Origin of the sequence: Ornithinimicrobium sediminis (assembly GCF_021272345.1) — a bacterium.
In the GTDB taxonomy this organism is placed as follows: Bacteria; Actinomycetota; Actinomycetes; order Actinomycetales; family Dermatophilaceae; genus Ornithinicoccus; species Ornithinicoccus sediminis_B.
In genome coordinates this window covers 137,857-158,309 of record NZ_JAJSDQ010000001.1, presented here as the reverse complement: position 1 = coordinate 158,309, position 20,453 = coordinate 137,857, and the positions used below count along the sequence as shown (strand labels likewise).

The window sequence follows — 20,453 nt, the reverse complement described above, 5'->3', positions numbered from 1 at the left end:
GTGCGCCGGCTCCTGCTCGTCCTGCTCGTGGTGACCTCCCTCGTGCTGGTCGTCGACCTCGCCAGACCGCAGTGGACCTCCCCCCTGGTCGACCTCGGTGCCACCGCCCTCGGCCCCGTCCAGAGCGTCGTCCAGTGGCCCACGGGCGGGGCCGCGAGGGCCCGGGCGGAACGGGACGAGGCACTGATGCTGCTCGACCGTGCCCGGTCCGAGCGCGACGCGCTCGCCGGACGCCTCCAGCTGCAGGAGAGCGCGCCGGCGACCCAGGAGCTGGTGCTCGCGCGCGTCGTCGGCGTCAGCGCCGGCTCCGCACCAGTGGGAGCGAGGGAGGTGACCATCGACCGCGGCGAGGACGACGGCGTGCGCGCCGACCGGAGCGTGGTCGCGGCAGAGGGGCTCGTGGGCCGCGTGGTGTCCACGACGGCGACGACGGCCGACGTGGCCCTGCTGGGGGACCCGCGGGTCGTGCCCGGTGTGCGGGTGGGCGAGGACCGGGTCCTGGGCGCCCTCGACGCACGGGCAGCCCCCGGCCTGCCCGTGCGACCCTTCGGCGCGCTCACCCTGACCGTGCTGGGGGAGGCACCGGTGGCGGTGGGGGACGAGGTCCGCACGGTGGGCAGCCCCGGCGCGGGGCCGTACGTCGCCGACGTGCTGGTGGGTCGGGTGACGGCGGTGGACCCGGACGACGGCCGGCTGGGCAGCACCGCGGAGGTCACCCCGCTCGCCCCGCTGGACCGCCTGGACCATGTCGGCGTCGTCGTGCCGGAGGGCCCACCGTGAGCCACCTCCCCAGCGTCCTGGGGCGCGCCGTGCTGCTGCTCGCAGCCGTGCTGCTGCCCGCCCTGACCCCCTGGGTGGTCCCTGCCCGCCCCGACCTGGTCGTGCTCGTCGTCGCCGCCGCCGCGCTGCTGCACGGGCCGGTCACCGGTGCGCTGGTCGGCCTGGCCGGCGGCTGGCTGGTCGACCTGGCGCCACCGGGCACGGAGGTGCTGGGCAGCGCAGCGCTGGTCTACGCAGGTGCGGGCGCGCTGGTCGGGACGGCCCGACGGTATGCCGCGTGGTCGCCCCTGGTGCCGCTGGTCGCGACGGTGGTCGGTGCGGCGGCGGTGCTGGCGGTGCGGGGGACGGCCTCGGCCGCGGGGGTGGGGCTTGCCGCGCCCGGTGACCTGCTGTGGACACTCCTGGTGACCTCGGTGGTGGCCGTGGTGGCACTGCCGCTGCTGGTGGCGCTCGAGCGATGGTGGACGGTGCGCGGATGGGCCTGACGGCAGGACGGGGCGGCCTCGGAGTCGGCCCGGTCTGGGCGCTGATGGCCGTCGTGCTCGTGCTGGGAGCCGTCCTGCTGGGCCGTCTGGTGCAGTGGCAGCTCGTCGAGCACCCGGAGCTCGTGGACCAGGCTGTCGTCGAGAGCACCCGGGAGGTCATGACCCCCGCGGTGCGCGGCCGCATCCTGGCCGCGGACGGGACGACCCTGGTCGGCAACGTCGCCACGACGGTCGTCGCGGTGGAGCCCGAGGTGCTGCTCGAGGCTCCTGACGAGGGACGTGGGCTCATGGTCGCGTTGGCTGTCGCGCTGCGCAGGCCCGTGGAGGAGGTGTGGGGTCGCACCCGGCTCTGCGGCACGGCGGGGGCACCGCCGGTGCCGTCGTGCTTCAGTGGCTCGCCCTACCGCCCGGTGCCGGTGGCCTACGACGTCGACCCGCTGCACGCGCTCGCCGTGCTGGAGGACCCGGAGCGCTTCCCGGGTGTCGCGGTGGAGACCAGACCGGTGCGGGACCACACCGCAGACCTGGTCAACGCCGCCCACGTGCTGGGCTACCTCGGCCGTCCCGTCCAGACCGAGGTGGAGGCCTCCGAGGGCACGCTCACGGCGGAGGACCTCCTGGGTCGCGACGGGTTGGAGGCGACCTACGACGACGTGCTGCGCGGCACCCCCGGTCGCACCACCCTGACGGTCGACCCCCGTGGCGTCGTGACCGGCCTGCGCACACGCACCCCCCCGGCCCCGGGGGCCGACCTGCTCACCCACCTCGACCCCGAGGTCCAGGCCGCTGTGGAGGAGGTCCTGGCCGACACGGTGGAGACGTCCCGGGAGGAGGACTGGCCGGCCGACTCGGCGGCTGCGGTGGTGCTCGACGTGCAGACGGGGGCGGTCACTGCAGCGGCCAGCTGGCCGACCTACGACCCGGACGTCTGGGCGCGCGGTGTGACCCAGGCCGAGCTCGACGCGCTCACCGACGCTGACCGGGGCGAGCCCCTCTCGGACCGCGTGCTGGGGGAGACCCTGCCGCCGGCCTCGACGTTCAAGGTCGTGTCCCTGCCGGCCGCACTCGCCTCGGGGGTCGACCCGGACGGCAGCTACCCGTGCCCCGGCGCGGTGAGCATCTCCGGTCAGCGGTTCACCAACTACGAGTCACGGGCCTACGGCGACCTCGACCTGCAGCGGGTCATGGAGGTGTCCTGCGACACCGTCTTCTACCGCTGGGCCTACGACACCTGGCGCGACCTGGGCGGACTGGACCAGGAGGAGGACCTCCGGGACCCCTACGTGCTGCTGGCTCAGGACTTCGGCCTGGGGCGGCCCACCGGCATCGACCTGCCAGGGGAGGTGGCCGGGCTGGTGCCCGGTCGGGAGTGGAAGCGCGGCTACTGGGAGGCGACCCGGGAGGAGTCGTGCGCCCGGGCCGAGTCCGGCTACCCGGAGGAGAGCGACACCGAGCGGCGGCAGTTCCTCGAGCAGCTGGCACGCGAGAGCTGCACCGACGGCTGGCAGTACCGGCCGGGCGACGCGGCCAACTTCTCGATCGGGCAGGGTGACCTGTCGGTCACCCCGCTGCAGATGGCAGTCGTGTATGCCGCCATCGCCAACGGAGGCACCCTGGTGACCCCGCACGTGGCCTCCGGTGTCCGGTCGGCGGACGGCGAGCAGCTGGAGACGTTCGCGCCGGGGCCGGCGGGGGAGGTCTTCCTGGAGGAGCGGGCGCTGGAGGTCGTCCGCCGCGGCCTCGAGGGGGTCAACACCGACGGCACCGGTGCGCCGGCCTTCGCGGGCTTCGACCTGGAGTCCTACCCCGTCGCCGGCAAGACCGGCTCGGCCGAGTCGTTCGGGCGTCGCTCCACCGCCTGGTACGCCTCGTACGGACCGGTGGACGACCCGCGGTATGCGGTCGTGGTCGTGGTCGAGCAGGGCGGCATCGGCGGTGAGGTCGCCGCGCCCGCCGCCCGCCGCATCTGGGACGTCCTGCGCGAACGGTGACGGAGCGAGCGGCGTCGGGTGCTGCAGACCTCACATGGTCCGTAGCGCAGAGAGGCTGGGCACGAAGAAGTACTCACCGCCGCGCATGCGGACGTGGTCGCCGAACTCGAAGGACCTCTCGGAGTGCGGCCGTCCCCACTGTGTGGGCCACACCTGCGGGTTGCGCTGCTCGTCCGCCGGGCACTGGCCGGCGACCGGGTCCCTGCCCACGGCGTCCTCCAGGAAGTCCTGGTTGTTGCACCAGGTGTGCTGGATGAAGATGAACTGGTCCTCGATGTTGGCCTGGTAGCACAGGAAGAGCAGGCCGGTGTCGGTCCACTCCTGCGGGGGGTCCAGGTCGGGGGTGCCGTAGCTGATGCCGCGTCGCACGATGCGCCGGCTCCGCTCGATCGTCTCCGGTGACCCGAACCTGCGGTAGGTGTCACCACGAGGGTTGGACCGTCGGGCATGGCTGGCCAGTGGGCACCGCAGGCCCGTCCAGTCGTCGTCGTAGTTGAAGTCGTTGAACTCGTTGCGCCAGCCGGGGACGCTCTGCTCACCCACCGGGGTGCCGTCCTTGAACCGGCCCATGACCAGGGCACCGGCCAGGTCTCGGTCGACGCCCAGCGCGTCTGCCATCTGTGCGGTGTGGTCAGCGAAACCCCGCAGGTTCTGCTGCAGCTTCCGGTAGACCACGAAGCTTCCATAGGCGTCCGGACCGCCGCCGGGGTCGGGGACGATGACGCCGCCGATGTTGATGCTCGGGTCGTAGTGCTCGAAGCCGCCGTTGGCGTAGGCACGGTCCAGGTCGGACTTGAGGACCAGTGGGTCACTGACGCCGTCGGTGAAGCCGAAGTGCTCGATGACCTGGCCGATGTCGTTGCGCAGAGCGTGTCCGCTCTGCACGCAGACGATCTCGCCGGCTCCCCCCGACAGCGCGGCGGCGAGCTCCTTGACTGCTGCGTCGACCGCTGCCGCCGCCTCGTCGTCGTCGTGCCCGTCGCTGCCGTAGGCAAAGAGAGCCAGCGCGTGGACCTCGGACCGGAACGCCTCCTCCCAGTCCTGCGGGTCGTCCGCCAGGGGGTTGGCGGTCGGCTTGTGATCCCCGCGGGGAGCGGTGTTGTAGGTCTGGTCGAGGTCCTTCATGCCGGCGGTGAACGCCTTGTCCCGGGGAGCTCTCGCCTGGTCCACGTGGAGAGCGCGGTAGCCGTCGCCGCTCAGCATGAGGGAGGTGAAGAGATGCTCCTTGCCGGTCGCCTTCCACTCCACCGCCGACTCGTGCTGCTGAAGGGCAGAGGTCACACTCTCCGCCATGGAGCGCACCCAGGTACGGGCGAGCTCCGCGTCATGGAAGCGCACGAACACATGTCGCGAGACGTCGCGGCCGTGGCTCTTGAGGATGCCGCCCTGCAGGTCGCTGAACGAGGACCGAAGGTCGGGGTCGGTGATGTCGAGGTTGGTCGAGTTGAGGTTGATCATCAGCCACTCACTGGTCGTCGGGGCAGGGATGGTGCGCCGTCCGGTCCCGGGAGCTGCCAGAAGTTGAGGACCTGGGAGACGAGCGCGTAGTAGCCGGTCAGGCCCACGACCTCGGTGACCGTCTGGTCGTCGTACCTGTCCAGCAGCGCCTGGCGGGTGGCCGGGGCCACCTGTCTGCGGCGCAGCAGCTCGCGCACGACCTGGATGACCTCTGCGTGCGCTGCAGGCACGCCCTGCAGGTCACGCCCGTACTTCACGACGTCGACCGTGTCCTGGGACACGCCGGCCTCGAGGGCGTACTTCTCGTGGAAGGACCACTCGAACTCGCAGTCGGTCTCTCGCAGTGCCGCCAGGATGGTCAGCTCGCGCACCTCCGGCTCCAGCACGGAGTGGAAGCGTATGTAGGCACCCATGTCCGAGACCAGCCGCGCCAATGGCGGGCTGTTCAGCAGGGCGGCCAGCGCTCCCACGACCATGCCGCGGCTCTGCTGGATCTCGGTGAAGACCTCGAGCGCCTCGCCTTCGAGGCCGTCAGGAGTCGTGTGCACCGGTAGGCGTTCCATCACAGGGATCTCTTCTCCGAGGGGGCGGTGTGCGCCGCACGCAGATGGGGGTGGGAGGCGTGGGCGGTGACCATGGTCAGAAGGGCTGTGGGCCGGCGTCGGGGAGGGGGACGTCGAACGAGACGGCGATCGTGGCGATGAACCGGTAGAACCCGCACACCGCAACCATCTCGACCAGACCCTGGGTGCCGAACTCGCCCTCGAGCAGTGCTTGCAGGTCGGGGGGGACCACCTCCTGCGCGGCGATGTGGCGGGCCAGCTCCCAGACGGCCTTGTGGGCCAACGGGATGTCGGCGGTGAGCGGGTCACCGGTGCGCACGGCCTCCACCGACGCGCTCGACAGCTGCTCCGCCTCGGCGAAGGGCACGTGCTTCTCCCACATGAAGGGGGTCCCGAGGCTGCGTGCCGTCGCCATGATGGCCAGCTCACGGATGTCCCCGGGGAGGGTGGAGCCGAAACGGAAGAAGCCGCCCAGGTCCCCCACGTGGGCGGCCAGGTCCGGATGGTGCATGAGCACCTGGTACATACCGGAGAGGCCGTGGCGCGGCCCGGCGAGCCGGTCGTAGATCTCCTGCCCGTGAGGGTCCAGCACCTCGCGGGTCGCGGGGGGGATGCGAGCCATCAGTGTGCCTCCATCCATTCGCGGCCGGCCTCGGTCCACGCGGTGATGGGGGTCGCGGCGTCCCGGTCCGTGCGGATGTCCAGGACGAAGGGCCCGGATGCGGCGAAGGCCCGCTCGAAGGCCGCGGTGAGGTCGGCAGGGTCCTCCACGCGCAGCCCGTCTGCTCCCAGCGACCGGCCGAAGGCCACCCAGTCATGGGTCTGCAGCGTCGCCAGCGCCCCGGCGGAGTCACTCATCGTGCGAGCGCGCAGGTAGACGTTGCCGAGAGCCGAGTTGTTGAGCACGACGAACACGACCGGGAGCCCATGGGCGGCGGCCGTCTGCACCTCCATGCCGTGCATGAGCATGCAGCCGTCTCCGGTGACGACCACCACCGGGTCCCCCGGCCGGGCGACCTGGGCGCCGACGCCCGCTGCGACGGCCCAGCCCATGGGTGCCAGGGTGGTGGACGACAGGTAGTCCTGCGGCCGGTAGGCGTCCCAGTGGTGGCCGGTGAAGGCCCGGTGGGCGCCGGAGTCGACGAGGACCACCGTGCTGTGTGGGGCCACGGCCCTCAGGTCTGCGACGACCCTCGCCGGATGGATCGGCACCTGGTCGCTGCTCTGGGTGTCGCTGTCGTAGTGGCGGTCCTGGACCTGGATGCTGTCCAGCCAGCGCTGCCGGTGCTGGGAGCCGGTCTCCAGGGCGGTGGCGAGTCCGGTGTCGGCGAGCAGGACCTCCAGGGTGGCACGCACGTCGCCCACCACGGTGTGGTCCACGGGGTAGTTGCGACCGAAGACGGTCGGGTCCAGGTCGACCTGGACGATCCCTCCGTCGGGACGCAGCCTCTCGCTCCAGACCATGGTGTCGCGCTGGTTGAGGCTCGAGCCGAGCACCACCACGAGGTCGGCCTCTCCGCCCAGCAGCGCGGCTGTGGCATGCCGGGTGCCGGCGTAGCCGAACACCCCGAGCGACAGGTCGTGGTCCTCCGGGAAGCTGCCCTTGGCGCGCAGGGTCGTCGCGACCGGCAGGTGGAACCGCTCCGCGAAGGCGACCAGCGTCTCGGAGGCCCCTGACTGGACGGCACCGTTGCCACACAGCAGGACGATGTTCTGGTGCTCGGCCATGGTCGTCGCCAGCGCGGCCACGGCGGCGGTGTCGACCAGACGAGGCGGGTCCACGGTGGCGTCGGTCAGCGGGCGGTAGGTGTCGTGGACCTCTGCGCTTCTGGATGTCCTTCGCCAGTGACAGGTTCACCGGTCGGCGCTCCAGGCCGAGCATGGTGCGCAGCGCCACGTGCAGGTGGTGCGCGACGTCACCGGCCTTGACGACCTCCTGGGCGTAGGCCGTCACCGGCCGCAGGAAGGCCATGTCGTCCATCCCGGCCGGGCTGGCGTCCTGGAACGCACCTCGGCCCTCCCATGCAGTGGGCACCTGACCGGTGATGCACAGCACCGGGGACTCGTCGGCGTACGCCGCCGCCAGGGGGCCGACCATGTTGGCGACGCCCGGCCCGCCGATGGCCAGGCAGACACCGAAGCGGCCACTGGCTCGTGCGTACCCGTCGGCCATGAAGGCGGCCCCGCCCTCATGGGCAGCGACGACTGCCGAGACCCCCGAGGGCTCTCCCAGCTCATGCCTTTCACTGATGATGCGGTGGGCACGGGGCGGATCGCCGAGCCGTGGGCGACTGTCGCCTTCGCGGTCAACGTGGGGCTGCTGTCCCTGGCGGTCGGAGCGCTGGCTCGCCATGTCCAGCGCGACGTCTCCGTGCATCACCCCGGCCGTCCTCCCCATGGACTCGACCGCCACCGCAGACACCATCTGTACCTTCTGCCTGCGGTCACCGCCGGGGCGGTTGTGCTGGCGTTCGTGCAGCCCCTTGCGGCGGTGGGGGTGCTCTTTGCCGAGGTCGTCTGGGCGGGGTGGCGCGGTCTGCGTGGCACCGGGTGAGGCCTGGCCGGGCAACCTGGGCGTTACACGAGGCTCGGTAGGGTTTCCTGCGTGAACCAGGATCCGATCAGCCCCGAGCTCCGCGCCGACGTCCGCCGGGTGTCCACCCTGCTGGGACAGTCCCTGGTGCGCCACCACGGTCAGACCCTGCTCGACCGCGTCGAGAGGGTCCGGCTCACGACCAAGGAGAGCAAGGCCGGCGACGAGGCTGCGGCGGCAGAGGTCCGGGAGGTCCTCGCCGGGCTGCCGCTGCACCAGGCCACCGACCTCGTCCGTGCCTTCGCGGCCTACTTCCACCTGGCCAACGCGGCCGAGCAGGTGCACCGGGTGCGCACCCTGGCGGCCCGACCGGAGGACCAGGGGTGGCTGACGACCGCGGTCGCCGACATCGTGGCTGCGGGAGGAGCCGACCTGCTCGCCGCGACGGTGGCCGAGCTCGACGTGCGCCCGGTGTTCACCGCGCACCCGACCGAGGCCAGCCGCCGCTCGGTGCTGACCAAGATCCGGCACCTGTCCGACGAGCTCGCCCAGGACACCGCCCCCGAGAGCGTGGCCCGCCGCAGACAGGACCGGCGGCTCGCCGAGCTCGTGGACCTCATCTGGCAGACCGACGAGCTGCGGCAGGCCAGGCCCACCCCGATGGACGAGGCCCGCAACGCGATGTACTACCTCGACGAGGTGCTCACCGCGACGATGCCCGACCTGCTGGGGGACCTGGCCGACCTGCTGGCGCAGCACGGCGTCACCATGGACCCCGGCCGCACGCCCGTGCGCTTCGGCTCCTGGATCGGTGGCGACCGCGACGGCAACCCCTATGTCACGCCCGCCGTCACCGCGGACGTCCTGCGGCTGCACCACCAGCACGCGGTGAAGGTGGCGCTGGCGCTCGTGGACGTGCTGACGTCGCAGATCTCCAGCTCGACCGTCGTCGTGGAGGTCACCCCCGAGCTGCTGGAGTCGCTGCAGCAGGACCTCGACCACCTCCCCGGTCTCGACCCGCGGGTGAAGGAGCTGAACGCCGCCGAGCCCTACCGGCTCAAGCTGACCTGCGTGAAGGCCAAGCTCCTCAACACGCGCCGCCGGGTCGACGCAGGCACGGCCCACGAGCCGGGGCGCGACTACGACAGTGCCGCGGAGATCGTCGCCGACCTCCGCCTGGTGGCCGAGTCGCTGCGCGAGCACGGCGGGTCGCTGGTGGCCGACGGTCGGATGGCCCGTGCCATCCAGACCCTGTCGGGGACCGGCCTGCACCTGGCCACGCTGGACGTCCGCGAGCACGCCGAGAAGCACCACGAGGCGGTCGGCGGGATGCTCGACGCCGTGGGGGGGCTCGAGCGGCCCTATGCCGACCTGGACCGGGACGAGCGCTGGGCGGTGCTCACCGGTGAGCTGGCGTCCCGGCGCCCGCTGCTGGTCCGCGCCGCCGACCGCGGTCAGACCCTGGCGGTGTTCGACGAGATCCGCCGCGCGGTCACCACCTACGGCCCCGACGTCGTCGAGACCTACATCATCTCCATGACGCAGGGCCCCGACGACGTCGTCGCGGCCGCGGTGCTGGCCCGGGAGGCGGGGCTGGTCGACCTGCACGGCGACGGGTCGGGGGAGGGTGCCTTCGCGCACGTCGGCTTCGCGCCCCTGCTGGAGACGATCGACGAGCTGCGTGGAGCCGCCGAGCTGGTCGACGCGCTGCTGAGCGACCCGGCATACCGCACGGTCGTCCGCCTGCGCGGCGACGTGCAGGAGGTCATGCTCGGCTACTCCGACTCGAACAAGCAGGCGGGCGTCCTCACCAGCCAGTGGGGGATCCACCGTGCCCAGCGGGCGCTGCGGGACGTCGCCCACCGGCACGGTGTGCGGCTGCGCCTGTTCCACGGCCGGGGAGGGTCGGTCGGTCGTGGTGGCGGACCGACCTACGACGCGATCCTGGCCCAGCCCCCGGGCGTGCTGGAGGGGGAGATCAAGTTCACCGAGCAGGGTGAGGTCATCTCCGACAAGTACTCCCTGCCCGCGCTGGCCTACGAGAACCTCGAGCTGTCCCTCGCGGCCGTGCTGCGTGCCACCGCCCTGCACCGGGACCCGAGGTCGTCCACCGAGCAGCTGCAGCACTGGGGTGAGGTCATGGACCTCGCCTCGGACGCCGCGTATGCCGCGTACCGCCGGCTCATCGACAACCCCGACCTGCCCGCCTACTTCGTCGCGGCCACCCCGGTGGACCAGCTGGGCGCGCTCAACATCGGTTCGCGGCCGAGCAAGCGGCCCGACACCGGCAAGGGGCTGGAGGGGCTACGCGCCATCCCGTGGGTGTTCGGGTGGACCCAGACCCGGCAGATCGTCCCCGGCTGGTTCGGCGTCGGCTCGGGGCTGCGCGCGGCCCGGGAGGCAGGTCACGGCGAGGCGCTCTCCGAGATGCTGCGCGAGTGGCACTTCTTCGCGGCCGTGCTGTCCAACGTGGAGATGACGGTCGCGAAGACCGACCTGGAGGTGGCGGCACACTACGTCGACACCCTCGTGCCTCAGGAGCTGCGGCACGTCTTCGACGCGGTCAGGGCCGAGTTCGACCTCACCGTCGACGAGCTCCGGCAGCTCACCGGCAAGGACGCGCTGCTGGAGGACCAGCCGGTGCTGCAGCGTTCGCTGGCGGTGCGCGACCAGTACCTCGACCCCATCTCCTACCTGCAGGTGGAGCTGCTGCGCCGGCTGCGCGACGGTGACGCCGGCGAGGACGAGGCCGAGCTGCAGCGTGCCCTGCTGATCACCGTCAACGGGGTCGCCGCCGGCCTGCGTAACACCGGCTGACCCCGGCGTCCGCCCCTCGCGCGCCCTGGGCGACGATGGGGGCATGCCCGAGGGACACACCATCCATCGCCTGGCGCGTGACCTCAGCAGCGCCTTCGCCGGCCGTGCCCCTCGTGTGACGAGCCCACAGGGCCGGTTCGCTGACGGCGCGGCGCTGCTCGACGGTGCCGTGCTGGAGTCGGCCGACGCCTGGGGCAAGCACCTCTTCGTGGACTTCGCCGGGGAGCGGCGCCTGCACGTCCACCTCGGTCTGATCGGGAGGTTCACGGTGACCTCGGTGCCGGAAGGCGAACCGGAGCCACCGGCGCGCGGCCAGGTGCGGCTGCGGCTGGCCGACGCCGGGTCGGTGGCCGACCTGCGCGGGCCCATCGTCTGCGCCACCCGCACCCCCGACGAGGTCGCCGAGGTCATCGCTCGCCAGGGCCCCGACCCGCTGCGTGCCGAAGCCGACCCGGACCGCGCCTGGGCGATGGTCCGCAGGGGGCGGCGCTCCGTGGCCGAGCTGCTGATGGACCAGAAGGTGCTGGCGGGCGTCGGGAACGTCTACCGCAGCGAGGTCCTCTTCCGGCACCGGGTCGGGCCGATGCACCCCGGGCAGCGGATCAAGCGGCAGACCTGGGAGGCGATCTGGGAGGACCTGGTCCGGCTCATGCCGCTGGGCGTCGCGAGCGGACGGATCCTGACGGTAAAGGAGCAGGTGGACCGGGTCGAGGCGCAGCTCGCCCGCGGCGTGCAGCCGTGCCCCGGGCCACGGCGCTACTACGCCTACAAGCGGACCGGCCAGGAGTGCCTCAGGTGCGGGTCCACGATCCGCACCGCCGTCGTGGCCGGCCGCAACCTCTTCTGGTGCGCCAACTGTCAGCGACGCACGTAGGCGCCACGTCCTCGGAGCCCGGTCGGCGGCGTCACCGCTGGTGCGCCTCCAGCCGCAGGGTGTGCTCACCCAGCTCCGGGTCGTCCTGGGACCCCAGGATCATCTCGAGCAGCCTGCGGGGGGTGGGGTACTCCGGGCCGAGCGCGTCCAGGTACCGCCGGTGTGCCTCCAGGGAGGCCACGCCCGACTCGAAGGTGTCGCTCACGTCGACGGCATGGCTCGGCTCGGGTGACCCCGCGAAGGCCAGCCACCTGACCCCCGACCACGGTTCGAGGCCCGCGTCGAGGAGATCGGTGAAGATCCACCGGTTGCCGGCGTCGGCGCACGCGTCCAGGGTGGCCAGTCCGACAGCACGGTGGTCGGCCTGGTTGAGCCCGCCACCGGCGAAGGTCTCACGGTAGGTCCCGGCCAGCACCACGTCGGGTCGGCGGCGCCGGATCTCGCCGGCGAGCGCCCGGCGCAGCGGCAGACCGTACTCGACGGTGCCGTCGGTGAGGCCGAGGAACTCCACGGCGTCGACGCCGACCACGGCGGCGCCCTCGCGCTCCTCCTGCTCGCGGACCGGTGCGGCCTCGTCCGGGTGCATCCCGTCGATGCCGGCCTCGCCACGCGTGGCGAGCAGGTAGGTCACGGTCTTGCCCTGGGCCGTCCAGCGCGCAACGGCGGCCGCGATGCCGTACTCCAGGTCGTCGGGGTGGGCGGCGACGCACAGGGCGGTCTGCCAGTCCTCGGGGAAGGTCTCCAGGGTTGCCATGGGTCCACCTTCCCATCCCGCCGGCCCAACGCGCCCCCGTTCACACGCAGGATGCTCCCCCTCGGAGGTGAGGGGGAGCATCCTGGTCCGGGTGTCCTGCAGGTGACGTCACTGGGGGACCGGGTGGACCACCCAGCGGCGGAGTGCTGCCAGACCGAGCCGGCGGCGCCGGCTGCGGCTCAGGACGATGTCGGACTGCGGACGGTTCCGGGCGCGCCGGTCGAGCTCTGCTGCTCGGTCGAGGTTGCGGTCCCGCTCCGCGGCCATGTCCTGGGCGACCATGCCGTTGAGCATGTTCATGGTGTCCTACCTTTCACGGGTCGGGAGGGCGGGCCCCTCCCGGTTCTTCTGGGTGACTCACAGGGGTGAGAGTCCAGCGGAGGCGAGTCCGCTGTGGTGATGCTGTTCCAGAGACCCGCGACGGTCCTGTGATACGCCTCACAGGACGCCACCCCCGACTCTCCGGTCGGGGGTGGCGCCGATGGTGCGGTGGTGGTGCTCAGGGATCAGTCGTGCGGCGGCACCTCGCACAGGGCGGTCCCGGTGTTGCCTGCCTCGTCCGTCGCCGACAGCTCGGCGTCACCCTTGAGACGGAAGTGCCACTCCACCTCGCCGGTGAAGGCGGTGACCCTCGGCTTCGCGCCGGGAGCCTGGGTGAGCTTGAACGTCGTGCCCGAGGCATAGGGGCCGAACTCGGCGTCCGACCCGGTGTCGGACACCGTGATCTCGACCGAGTCGTCGACGTTGTCCTCGGCGACCATCCTGAAGAAGCCCGCCTCGCTCTCCTCGGGCAGGATCATGCCCGCGGGGTTCGGGCCCTGCTCGCAGCTGACCGTCGGCGGGGTGACGTCGTTGACGTCCACCGAGATGGTCTGCGTGAAGGCGGGGCCGGCGTCCTGGCCGTCGATGGTGAAGTCGACCTCGCAGGTCAACGTGGTGCCCTGCGGGGCGTCGGCCGCGACCGTGACGGTCTCCTCGAAGACGGCGTCGTCACCGCTGGTGACGACCTGGGACGCCGGGTCGAGCTCGACCGACAGTCCCTCGTCGCACGTCGGCGAGCCGGCGACCTCGACCGGCAGGTTGGTCAGGCCATCGAGGATGGCGTCGGCCACCGCGTCGGCGCCGACACCGGAGAAGAAGCTGCCCCCGGTGGCGGCGGTGATGCGGGTGGCCTGACCGGTGGCGTCGAGCCCATCGAAACCGACGCTGATGGCCAGCGTCTTGACCCCGGCGTCGACCAGTGACTGCGTGGCGTCCGCCTCGGTGATGTCCAGCCGTGGGTCGTGGCCCGGCGCGTCGCCGAACCAGGCGACCACGCGGGAGGAGTCTGCGCGGTAGGAGATCTCGCCGCCGCCGTCGCCCAACGCGTAGAGGGCCGGCAGCTGCGCCTCGGGCTCGTCGCCGCCGTTGCACAACGTGATCCCGTCGACCGCGGCGACGGCGGTGGCGGCGTCGTCCGTGAGGTCCTGGATGACCTCATAGGGCGGCACCGGCTCACCGATGTCGCAGTAGATGGCGACGGCGAACTGGGCGTCCGGCTGCGCGGTCTCGACGGCGGTGATGATGTCGGCCATGTTGGCCTTGACGTTGTCGATCGCGATGCCCATGCTGCCGGTGTGGTCGACCAGCAGGACGATGTCGGGCTTGGGCGGGACCTCCGGCGTCGTGACCGTCTTGGTGATCGTGATGCTCTCGCCGGGGTCGAGCGCCTCGTCCACGCTGGCCGGGCTCACCCCCGGGTCCGCTGCCGCGGCGGCCGTGGCTCCCAGCAGGGACGCCAGAGCCAGGCCCGCGATCGCGCGCTTCCTGTGCTTCATGATGTGCTCCTCGAGTCGGTGGGAGGCCCGTGTGCGCTCCCACTCCTCCGAGAGTGATCCTGGTCACACTGTGATACAAGGGGCTCGGGAGATGTGTCGCACTCCAGTTTCGGTGGGCGACGGATTGGGGTGTTGCCTCGCCGCGCTGCTAGATTGGGCGATGCCGTCCGAACGGCCGCGGACCCAGAGTGCCCTGGTGGACATGCCCAGGCGCGCCGCGCAACGAGATCAAAGGAGTCGCCCATGGGGCTGGACGCTGCAGTGAAGAAGCAGATCATGGATGAGTACGCCACCACCGAGGGCGACACCGGGTCGCCGGAGGTGCAGGTCGCGCTGCTGACCCAGCGCATCCGCGACCTCACCGAGCACTCGCGCGAGCACAAGCACGACCACCACAGCCGCCGCGGCCTGCTGCTGCTGGTCGGCCGACGCAAGCGTCTCCTGCGTTACCTCGAGGAGACCGACATCGAGCGCTACCGAGCGCTGATCAAGCGCCTCGGTCTGCGCCGCTGAGCCACGCAGGGGAGCGACTCCCGGAACCGTCCGGGGGTCGCTCTTCCTGCGTATGACGGGCACGTCCCGTCACCGGCCCGCACCGCGGGTCACCACAGAAGGACACAGCCGGGCACAACGACGATGTCCCGCGCGCAGAGATGAGAGAAAAGGAGGACCCGATGGAGGGTCCAGAGATCACGTTCGCCGAAGCCACGATCGACAACGGCAGCTTCGGCACCCGCACCGTCCGGTTCGAGACCGGGCGTCTCGCCCGCCAGGCCGGTGGCGCCGTCACCGCATACCTGGACGAGGACACCATGCTCCTGTCCACGACGACCGCGAGCAAGCAGCCCAAGGAGCACCTGGACTTCTTCCCGCTGACGGTGGACGTCGAGGAGCGCATGTATGCCGCGGGCAAGATCCCCGGCAGCTTCTTCCGCCGTGAGGGTCGCCCCTCGACCGAGGCCATCCTCACCTGCCGGCTGACCGACCGTCCGCTCCGCCCGACCTTCGCCAAGGGCCTGCGCAACGAGGTCCAGGTCGTCATCACGGTGCTGTCGCTCAACCCCGACCACCAGTACGACGTCGTGGCGATCAACGCCGCGTCCGCGTCCACCCAGATCTCCGGTCTCCCGTTCAACGGACCGATCGGTGCAGTGCGGGTCTCGCTGATCGACGGCCAGTGGGTGGCCTTCCCCAACTTCAGTGACGGCGCCCGCTCCACCTTCGACATGGTCGTGGCGGGCCGGCTCATCTCCGAGGACCGCGACGGTGACGGCAACCCCGACGTCGCGATCATGATGGTCGAGGCCGAGTCCACCGAGGCCACCTGGGACCTGGTCAAGAACCAGGGCAAGCAGGCTCCCACCGAGGAGGTCGTCGCCCAGGGCCTCGAGGCCTCCAAGACGTTCATCGCCGAGCTGTGCCGGGCCCAGGCCGACCTCGCCGCCAACGCGGCCGCGCCGGCCCAGGAGTTCCCGCGCTTCCTCGACTACGAGGACGACGCCTACGCGGCCGTGGAGTCCGCCGTGTCCGCGGACCTCACCGCGGCGCTGCAGATCGCCGGCAAGGCCGAGCGCGAGGAGCGCATCGACGAGATCAAGGCAGCGATGAAGGCCTCCCTCGCCGGCACCGACGACGCGCCCTTCGCCGGCCGCGACAAGGAGCTGTCCGCGGCCTACCGCTCGGTGCAGAAGAAGGTCATCCGTGAGCGCATCCTGCGCGACAAGGTGCGCATCGACGGCCGCGGTCTGGCCGACATCCGGGCCCTCTCGGCCGAGGTCGAGGTCATCCCGCGTGCGCACGGGTCGGCGATCTTCGAGCGCGGCGAGACCCAGATCATGGGTGTCACCACGCTCAACATGCTGCGCATGGAGCAGATGCTGGACACGCTGTCGCCGGTGAGCCGCAAGCGCTACATGCACAACTACAACTTCCCGCCCTACAGCACCGGTGAGACCGGTCGCGTCGGGTCGCCCAAGCGTCGCGAGATCGGTCACGGTGCGCTCGCCGAGCGTGCCCTCATGTCGGTGCTGCCGACGCGTGAGGAGTTCCCCTACGCGATCCGTCAGGTCTCCGAGGCCCTCGGCTCCAACGGGTCGACCTCGATGGGGTCGGTCTGCGCGTCGACGATGTCGCTCTACAACGCGGGTGTGCCGCTGCGCGCTCCGGTCGCGGGTATCGCGATGGGCCTCATCTCCGACACTGTGGACGGTGAGACGGAGTATGCCGCGCTCACCGACATCCTCGGGGCCGAGGACGCGTTCGGTGACATGGACTTCAAGGTCGCCGGCACGCGCGAGTTCGTCACGGCCATCCAGCTCGACACCAAGCTCGACGGCATCCCCGCCTCCGTGCTCGGCAGCGCGCTGACCCAGGCGCACGACGCGCGGATGCACATCCTCGACGTCATGACCGAGGCCATCGACGCCCCCGACGAGATGAGCCCCTACGCGCCCCGCGTCATCAGCGTCAAGGTCCCGGTGGACAAGATCGGTGAGGTCATCGGCCCGAAGGGCAAGATGATCAACCAGATCCAGGAGGACACCGGCGCCGACATCTCGATCGAGGACGACGGCACCGTCTACATCGGCGCCACCGACGGCCCCTCGGCCGAGGCCGCGCGTGCGGCGGTCAACGCGATCGCCAACCCGCAGATGCCGGAGATCGGCGAGCGCTTCCTGGGCACCGTGGTCAAGACCACGACCTTCGGCGCGTTCATCTCGCTGCTGCCGGGCAAGGACGGCCTGCTGCACATCTCCGAGATCCGCAAGCTGGTGGGCGGCAAGCGCATCGACGCGGTCGAGGACGTCATGTCGATCGGCCAGAAGGTGCAGGTCGAGCTCAAGGAGATCGACCCGCGCGGCAAGCTCTCCCTGGCCGCCGTGGTGGCCGAGGAGGCTGCGCCGGCAGCCGAGGCCCCGGTCGCCGAGGCCCCCGCGGCCCCGGTCGCCGAGCCGGTCACCGTGACCGAGCCGGCTGCGCCCGCGGCCGAGCCGGCCACCGAGACCGGCACCGACGCCGACACCGGTGACGACGCCGGCGAGCAGGGTGAGTCGGGCGACCGTCCGCGCCGCAACCGTCGCCGTCGTGGCGGGCGTGGCCGCGGCAGCGCGGGTGAGGGCTCCGACACCGGCAGTGGTGAGGGCTCGGACGCCTGACCCCAGGCATCACCACAGGTGGGCGGCACGGTCCTGGGACCGTGCCGCCCACCTGTGCGTGCGGGTGGTGCGTGGGTCGGGTGACCTCAGGCGGCCGTGCGCGGTGTGCGGACCGCGAGCTGACGGGACGCCTCAGGCACGTGCCACCGCATCTCCATGTGCACGTGTCCGTGGATGTCCGTGACCGGCACCCAGGTGAGGACGGGGCTCGGTCGTGAGATCGGGCGCTGCTGGAGCATGACGTACACCTCCTGTTCACCTTCTGTTCACGTAGGTTACAACACGGTGTCCGCACAGGAGAGGTGCTGTCCTGCGCCCGGAGTGTCGGTGGAGCGCGCCGCGGCCGTCACCCCCGGCGGGCGGGGCGCCCTGGAGGGGGTCGCCGGGGGGCAGGCCCTGCGGCGGACCCCGCGGAGAGCTGGGAGACGACCACCTCGACGGGCCCTCGGGCTCCGGCAGCCACGAAGAGAGCACCCAGCCCCAGGACCCCGAGCACATGTGCGACGGTCGAGTCGCTGAGCGGCACCGTGTCGGGCAGGGAGAGCACGGCCACGTGCAGGACGTAGAGCGTCAGCGTCATGGTCCCGGCGCCGGACACGGTCCACAGGACGCTGCGGCCCCAGCCTCCGAGTGCCCCAGCCAGGGCCAGGCAGCCTCCGAGCAGCAGCAGCGCCGTGCCGCTCGTGTGGGCGAGGTCGACGATGCTCCCGCTGTGCGGTGACCAGACCAGCAGCCACCACAGCGGCTCGGTGGGGTGGGTGCCGTACAGGCCCTCCCGCAGGTTGGTGTCGAGGGCCGGCCAGCCGGACGCACCGGAGGACTCGACCAGCGCGCGGCGCACACCGGGGGAGCGCGTCACCGCCGCGGACACTCCGAGAGCTGCCGCTGCCAGCAGTGCTCCACCCGCCGTGAGGCTCGCGGCCAGACGGGTGCTGCGCAGCTCTGCCCGGCCCAGCGCCAGACCGACGAAGAGGTACGTGCCCCACGTGAGGACGGGGTAGTAGCCGGTGACCACGAGCTCGAGCACGAGCCCGACAGGGTCGGTGAGTGACAGCGGGTTGGGCACCTGGTAGGACGGCGCGGGCAGCCAGGGGCGGACGGCCAGGCTCGCCACCGGGCTGAGCAGGCCCCAGCCGAGGGCCAGCAGTGCCAGCCGTCGGCAGGACCACCGCAGCACCGGCAGCGAGAGCAGGAACAGCACGCCGTAGTAGGTGAGGATGACCGCCACCCCGGAGGGCAGGCTCCCCAGCGCCAGCCCGACCACCGCGATGAGCAGCGCGCGCACGGCGATCCGGCGGCGGTGTGCCGACAGGACGGAGGGTGCCGCCGACGGGGCCTCGCGGGTCGTCAGGGCGATCGAGACGCCGGCCAGCACGGCGAAGAGGGCCGCCGACCTGCCCGCGACCAGCTGGAACCACGGGTCGACGCCTCCGGGGGCCGTGGCGTCGCGCACGAGCACCGTGTGGGCGACGACCATGCCCAGCAGGGCCAGGGCGCGCGCGACGTCGACGCCGACGATGCGCCCGGGGGCCGGTGCGCGCATCGTCAGCCTGCCATCAGGCGGACCAGCGCCGCCGTCACGGCGGCCAGCACCACCACGAGCAGGAACGGCGCCCGCAGCACCAGGGCGACCACGGCCACGACGACGCCCGCGGCACGGGCGTCGAGCGTGAGGGTGCCGCTGCCGTCCAGGAGGGCCTGGGTCACGACGAGCGAGGAGAGCAGGGCGACGGGCAGCAGGGGTGTGACGCGCTGGACCCAGGGCCTGGCCAGGACCTGCTCGGGCACCAGGTAGCCCGAGAGCTTCAGCAGGAAGGCGAGCACGCAGGCCAGCAGCACCGCCACCCACAGCGTCATGCGACGGCCCGCCCCGCCGGCCGGGGAAGGCCCACGGCCAGGGCTGCGAGCCCGGCCACCAGCACCGGCACCCCGGCGGGAGCGACGGGGGCGACCACCACCGTGAGCACGACGGCGAGCGCGGCGGTGGCAAGGGGCTCACGGCCGCGCAGCCGGGGCCACAGCAGCGCCACGAACGCGGCGGCCGCCGCCGCGTCGAGACCGTAGGCCCGCGGGTCGCCGAGGGCGTCACCGGCCAGTGCTCCGACGAGGGTCGTGAGGTTCCAGAGCGCGAAGACCGTCAGTCCGGTGACCCAGAACCCGATGCGCGCCTGGCGCAGGTCCCGCTGCCCGATCGCGACCGCGGTGGACTCGTCGATGGTCAGGTGCGCGGCCAGCGGGCGCACGAAGCGCGGCACGTCCAGCACCCGCACCATCTGCAGGCCGTAGAAGGCGTTGCGGACGCCGAGCAGGGTCGACGTGGCCACGGCGGCGACGGGGGACCCACCCGCACCGATGACGCCGAAGAAGGCGAACTGCGAGCCGCCGCTGAAGAGCAGGAGGGAGGTGAGCACCGTCTGCCAGACCGACAGGCCCGCCGCGACGCCGAGCGCACCGCAGCTGATGCCGTAGGCGCCGGTCGCCAGGCCGACGGCGAGGCCCTGCCGCAGCGCCGGCCCCTGCAGGTCGGCGAACCGGGCACGCTCGCTCACAGGTCGGCCACCACGCGGATCTCCCGCAGGGTCTCACCGGCGGGACCGACGACCCGCTCCCGCCAGGCTCCGTCGGGCTGCAGGCCACCGGTGCCCAGGAAGGCTCGGGTGGCCTCGTCCCCGGCGGGGACCCACGCGACCACGGCCCGGTGGTCATGGGCGCGAAGGGTGTCGGCCGTGGCGTTGAGCAGCCGGGAGCCGTGGCCCTGGCGGCGCGCGTCGGGGTGCACGCCCAGGACGAGGAGCTCGCCGGCGCCCTCCGGCAGGCCCGCCTCCCCGGGGTCGGCGGGCCCGAGGGCGGCCAGACCGACGACTTGGTCGCCGGCACAGGCCACCAGCGCCCGGTGGGCCGGGGTGGGTGGGTGTTCCAGCGACTGGCGCCACACCGAGGCGAACCGGGGCCCCTCGAGCTGGTCGAGCACCGCCTCGGGCAGCACGTCGGCATACGTCTCGCGGAACACCGTCGCCTGGACCAGGCCGATGGCGGGTGCGTCGGTGGCCCGGGCGGTGCGCACGCTCGCGTCGGCGACCGGGCCGGGGCTGTGGGTATGCGGATGGCTCACCCCGCCAGTGTTCCACCCGGTCATCGCCGTCTGCGCCGCGCCGTGTGCCGGTGTGCTGTGACGTTGCGGCGTCACACGACGACGGGATGTAACAGGAAGCCCGTTCGTGCGGCA

19 protein-coding genes and 1 pseudogene are annotated in these 20,453 nt (G+C 72.1%); 7 read left to right on the top strand and 13 right to left on the bottom strand.

All coding sequences use genetic code 11. The features are described from left to right. The 3 genes from mreC to LVO85_RS00680 are packed head-to-tail and all read left to right on the top strand — an operon-like array spanning position 1 to position 3,256. Positions 1–780: a rod shape-determining protein MreC gene (gene mreC, locus LVO85_RS00690; RefSeq protein ID WP_232745489.1), complete on the top strand. Its 780-nt coding sequence runs from the start codon at positions 1–3 to the stop codon at positions 778–780. Next, complete coding sequence (locus LVO85_RS00685; RefSeq protein ID WP_232745488.1) at positions 777–1,265, top strand: rod shape-determining protein MreD; 489 nt, start codon at positions 777–779, stop codon at positions 1,263–1,265. The genes mreC and LVO85_RS00685 overlap by 4 nt, the downstream gene beginning before the upstream one ends. Continuing rightward, positions 1,256–3,256 carry a penicillin-binding transpeptidase domain-containing protein gene (locus LVO85_RS00680; protein WP_232745484.1) on the top strand — a complete coding sequence of 667 codons (2,001 nt, stop codon included), beginning with the start codon at positions 1,256–1,258 and terminating at the stop codon, positions 3,254–3,256. Before LVO85_RS00685 ends, LVO85_RS00680 begins: the two co-directional genes overlap by 10 nt. 30 nt (positions 3,257–3,286) lie before the next feature. On the opposite strand, the gene LVO85_RS00675 is transcribed toward LVO85_RS00680, so the two are convergent. The 5 genes and pseudogenes from LVO85_RS00675 to LVO85_RS17135 form a co-directional block, all read right to left on the bottom strand. After that, positions 3,287–4,714, bottom strand: a complete 1,428-nt coding sequence (locus LVO85_RS00675; RefSeq protein ID WP_232745481.1) for a Dyp-type peroxidase — start codon at positions 4,712–4,714, stop codon at positions 3,287–3,289. Continuing rightward, positions 4,714–5,277, bottom strand: coding sequence for a carboxymuconolactone decarboxylase family protein (locus tag LVO85_RS00670; protein ID WP_232745479.1), 564 nt, complete (start codon positions 5,275–5,277; stop codon positions 4,714–4,716). Before LVO85_RS00670 ends, LVO85_RS00675 begins: the two co-directional genes overlap by 1 nt. Before the next feature lie 76 nt (positions 5,278–5,353). Then, positions 5,354–5,899, bottom strand: coding sequence for a carboxymuconolactone decarboxylase family protein (locus LVO85_RS00665; RefSeq protein ID WP_232745477.1), 546 nt, complete (start codon positions 5,897–5,899; stop codon positions 5,354–5,356). Beyond that, positions 5,899–7,059, bottom strand: a complete 1,161-nt coding sequence (locus LVO85_RS00660) for a thiamine pyrophosphate-binding protein (RefSeq protein ID WP_232745475.1) — start codon at positions 7,057–7,059, stop codon at positions 5,899–5,901. Before LVO85_RS00660 ends, LVO85_RS00665 begins: the two co-directional genes overlap by 1 nt. A 274-nt stretch (positions 7,060–7,333) precedes the next feature. Next, a pseudogene (locus LVO85_RS17135) lies at positions 7,334–7,450 on the bottom strand (thiamine pyrophosphate-binding protein); the annotation flags it as partial. Positions 7,451–7,882: 432 nt separating this feature from the next. Between LVO85_RS17135 and ppc the strand changes: the two are divergent. Next, complete coding sequence (gene ppc / locus LVO85_RS00650; protein WP_232745472.1) at positions 7,883–10,627, top strand: phosphoenolpyruvate carboxylase; 2,745 nt, start codon at positions 7,883–7,885, stop codon at positions 10,625–10,627. A 43-nt stretch (positions 10,628–10,670) separates the two neighbouring features. Continuing rightward, a complete protein-coding gene (locus LVO85_RS00645; protein ID WP_232745470.1) occupies positions 10,671–11,501 on the top strand; it encodes an Fpg/Nei family DNA glycosylase in 831 nt (276 codons plus the stop codon). A gap of 31 nt (positions 11,502–11,532) precedes the next feature. On the opposite strand, the gene LVO85_RS00640 is transcribed toward LVO85_RS00645, so the two are convergent. The 3 genes from LVO85_RS00640 to LVO85_RS00630 form a co-directional block, all read right to left on the bottom strand. Next, on the bottom strand, positions 11,533–12,255 hold the full coding sequence (locus LVO85_RS00640; RefSeq protein ID WP_232745468.1) for a PIG-L deacetylase family protein: 723 nt from the start codon (positions 12,253–12,255) through the stop codon (positions 11,533–11,535). A gap of 108 nt (positions 12,256–12,363) precedes the next feature. After that, on the bottom strand, positions 12,364–12,555 hold the full coding sequence (locus tag LVO85_RS00635) for a hypothetical protein (protein WP_232745466.1): 192 nt from the start codon (positions 12,553–12,555) through the stop codon (positions 12,364–12,366). 206 nt (positions 12,556–12,761) lie between these two features. Next, positions 12,762–14,072, bottom strand: coding sequence for a hypothetical protein (locus tag LVO85_RS00630; RefSeq protein WP_232745464.1), 1,311 nt, complete (start codon positions 14,070–14,072; stop codon positions 12,762–12,764). Between the two features lie 243 nt (positions 14,073–14,315). Here LVO85_RS00630 and rpsO point away from each other — a divergent pair, with 243 nt between their 5' ends. Both rpsO and LVO85_RS00620 read left to right on the top strand, forming a co-directional pair. After that, positions 14,316–14,585, top strand: a complete 270-nt coding sequence (gene rpsO, locus LVO85_RS00625; RefSeq protein ID WP_232745462.1) for a 30S ribosomal protein S15 — start codon at positions 14,316–14,318, stop codon at positions 14,583–14,585. A 161-nt stretch (positions 14,586–14,746) separates the two neighbouring features. Continuing rightward, positions 14,747–17,227 (top strand): polyribonucleotide nucleotidyltransferase, encoded by a 2,481-nt coding sequence (locus LVO85_RS00620; RefSeq protein WP_232745452.1) that lies wholly within the window; start codon positions 14,747–14,749, stop codon positions 17,225–17,227. 86 nt (positions 17,228–17,313) lie between these two features. Here LVO85_RS00620 and LVO85_RS00615 read toward each other — a convergent pair whose 3' ends face one another. The 5 genes from LVO85_RS00615 to LVO85_RS00595 form a co-directional block, all read right to left on the bottom strand. After that, the gene (locus LVO85_RS00615) at positions 17,314–17,466 is read right to left on the bottom strand and encodes a hypothetical protein (RefSeq protein WP_232745449.1); all 153 of its coding nucleotides are present in this window, start codon (positions 17,464–17,466) and stop codon (positions 17,314–17,316) included. 107 nt (positions 17,467–17,573) lie between these two features. Continuing rightward, positions 17,574–18,770: a heparan-alpha-glucosaminide N-acetyltransferase domain-containing protein gene (locus LVO85_RS00610; RefSeq protein ID WP_232745447.1), complete on the bottom strand. Its 1,197-nt coding sequence runs from the start codon at positions 18,768–18,770 to the stop codon at positions 17,574–17,576. A gap of 2 nt (positions 18,771–18,772) precedes the next feature. Beyond that, positions 18,773–19,084 (bottom strand): AzlD domain-containing protein, encoded by a 312-nt coding sequence (locus LVO85_RS00605; protein ID WP_232745445.1) that lies wholly within the window; start codon positions 19,082–19,084, stop codon positions 18,773–18,775. Beyond that, positions 19,081–19,776: an AzlC family ABC transporter permease gene (locus LVO85_RS00600; protein WP_232745444.1), complete on the bottom strand. Its 696-nt coding sequence runs from the start codon at positions 19,774–19,776 to the stop codon at positions 19,081–19,083. The genes LVO85_RS00605 and LVO85_RS00600 overlap by 4 nt, the downstream gene beginning before the upstream one ends. After that, a complete protein-coding gene (locus LVO85_RS00595) occupies positions 19,773–20,339 on the bottom strand; it encodes a GNAT family N-acetyltransferase (protein ID WP_232745442.1) in 567 nt (188 codons plus the stop codon). Before LVO85_RS00595 ends, LVO85_RS00600 begins: the two co-directional genes overlap by 4 nt. Positions 20,340–20,453 lie beyond the last annotated feature (114 nt).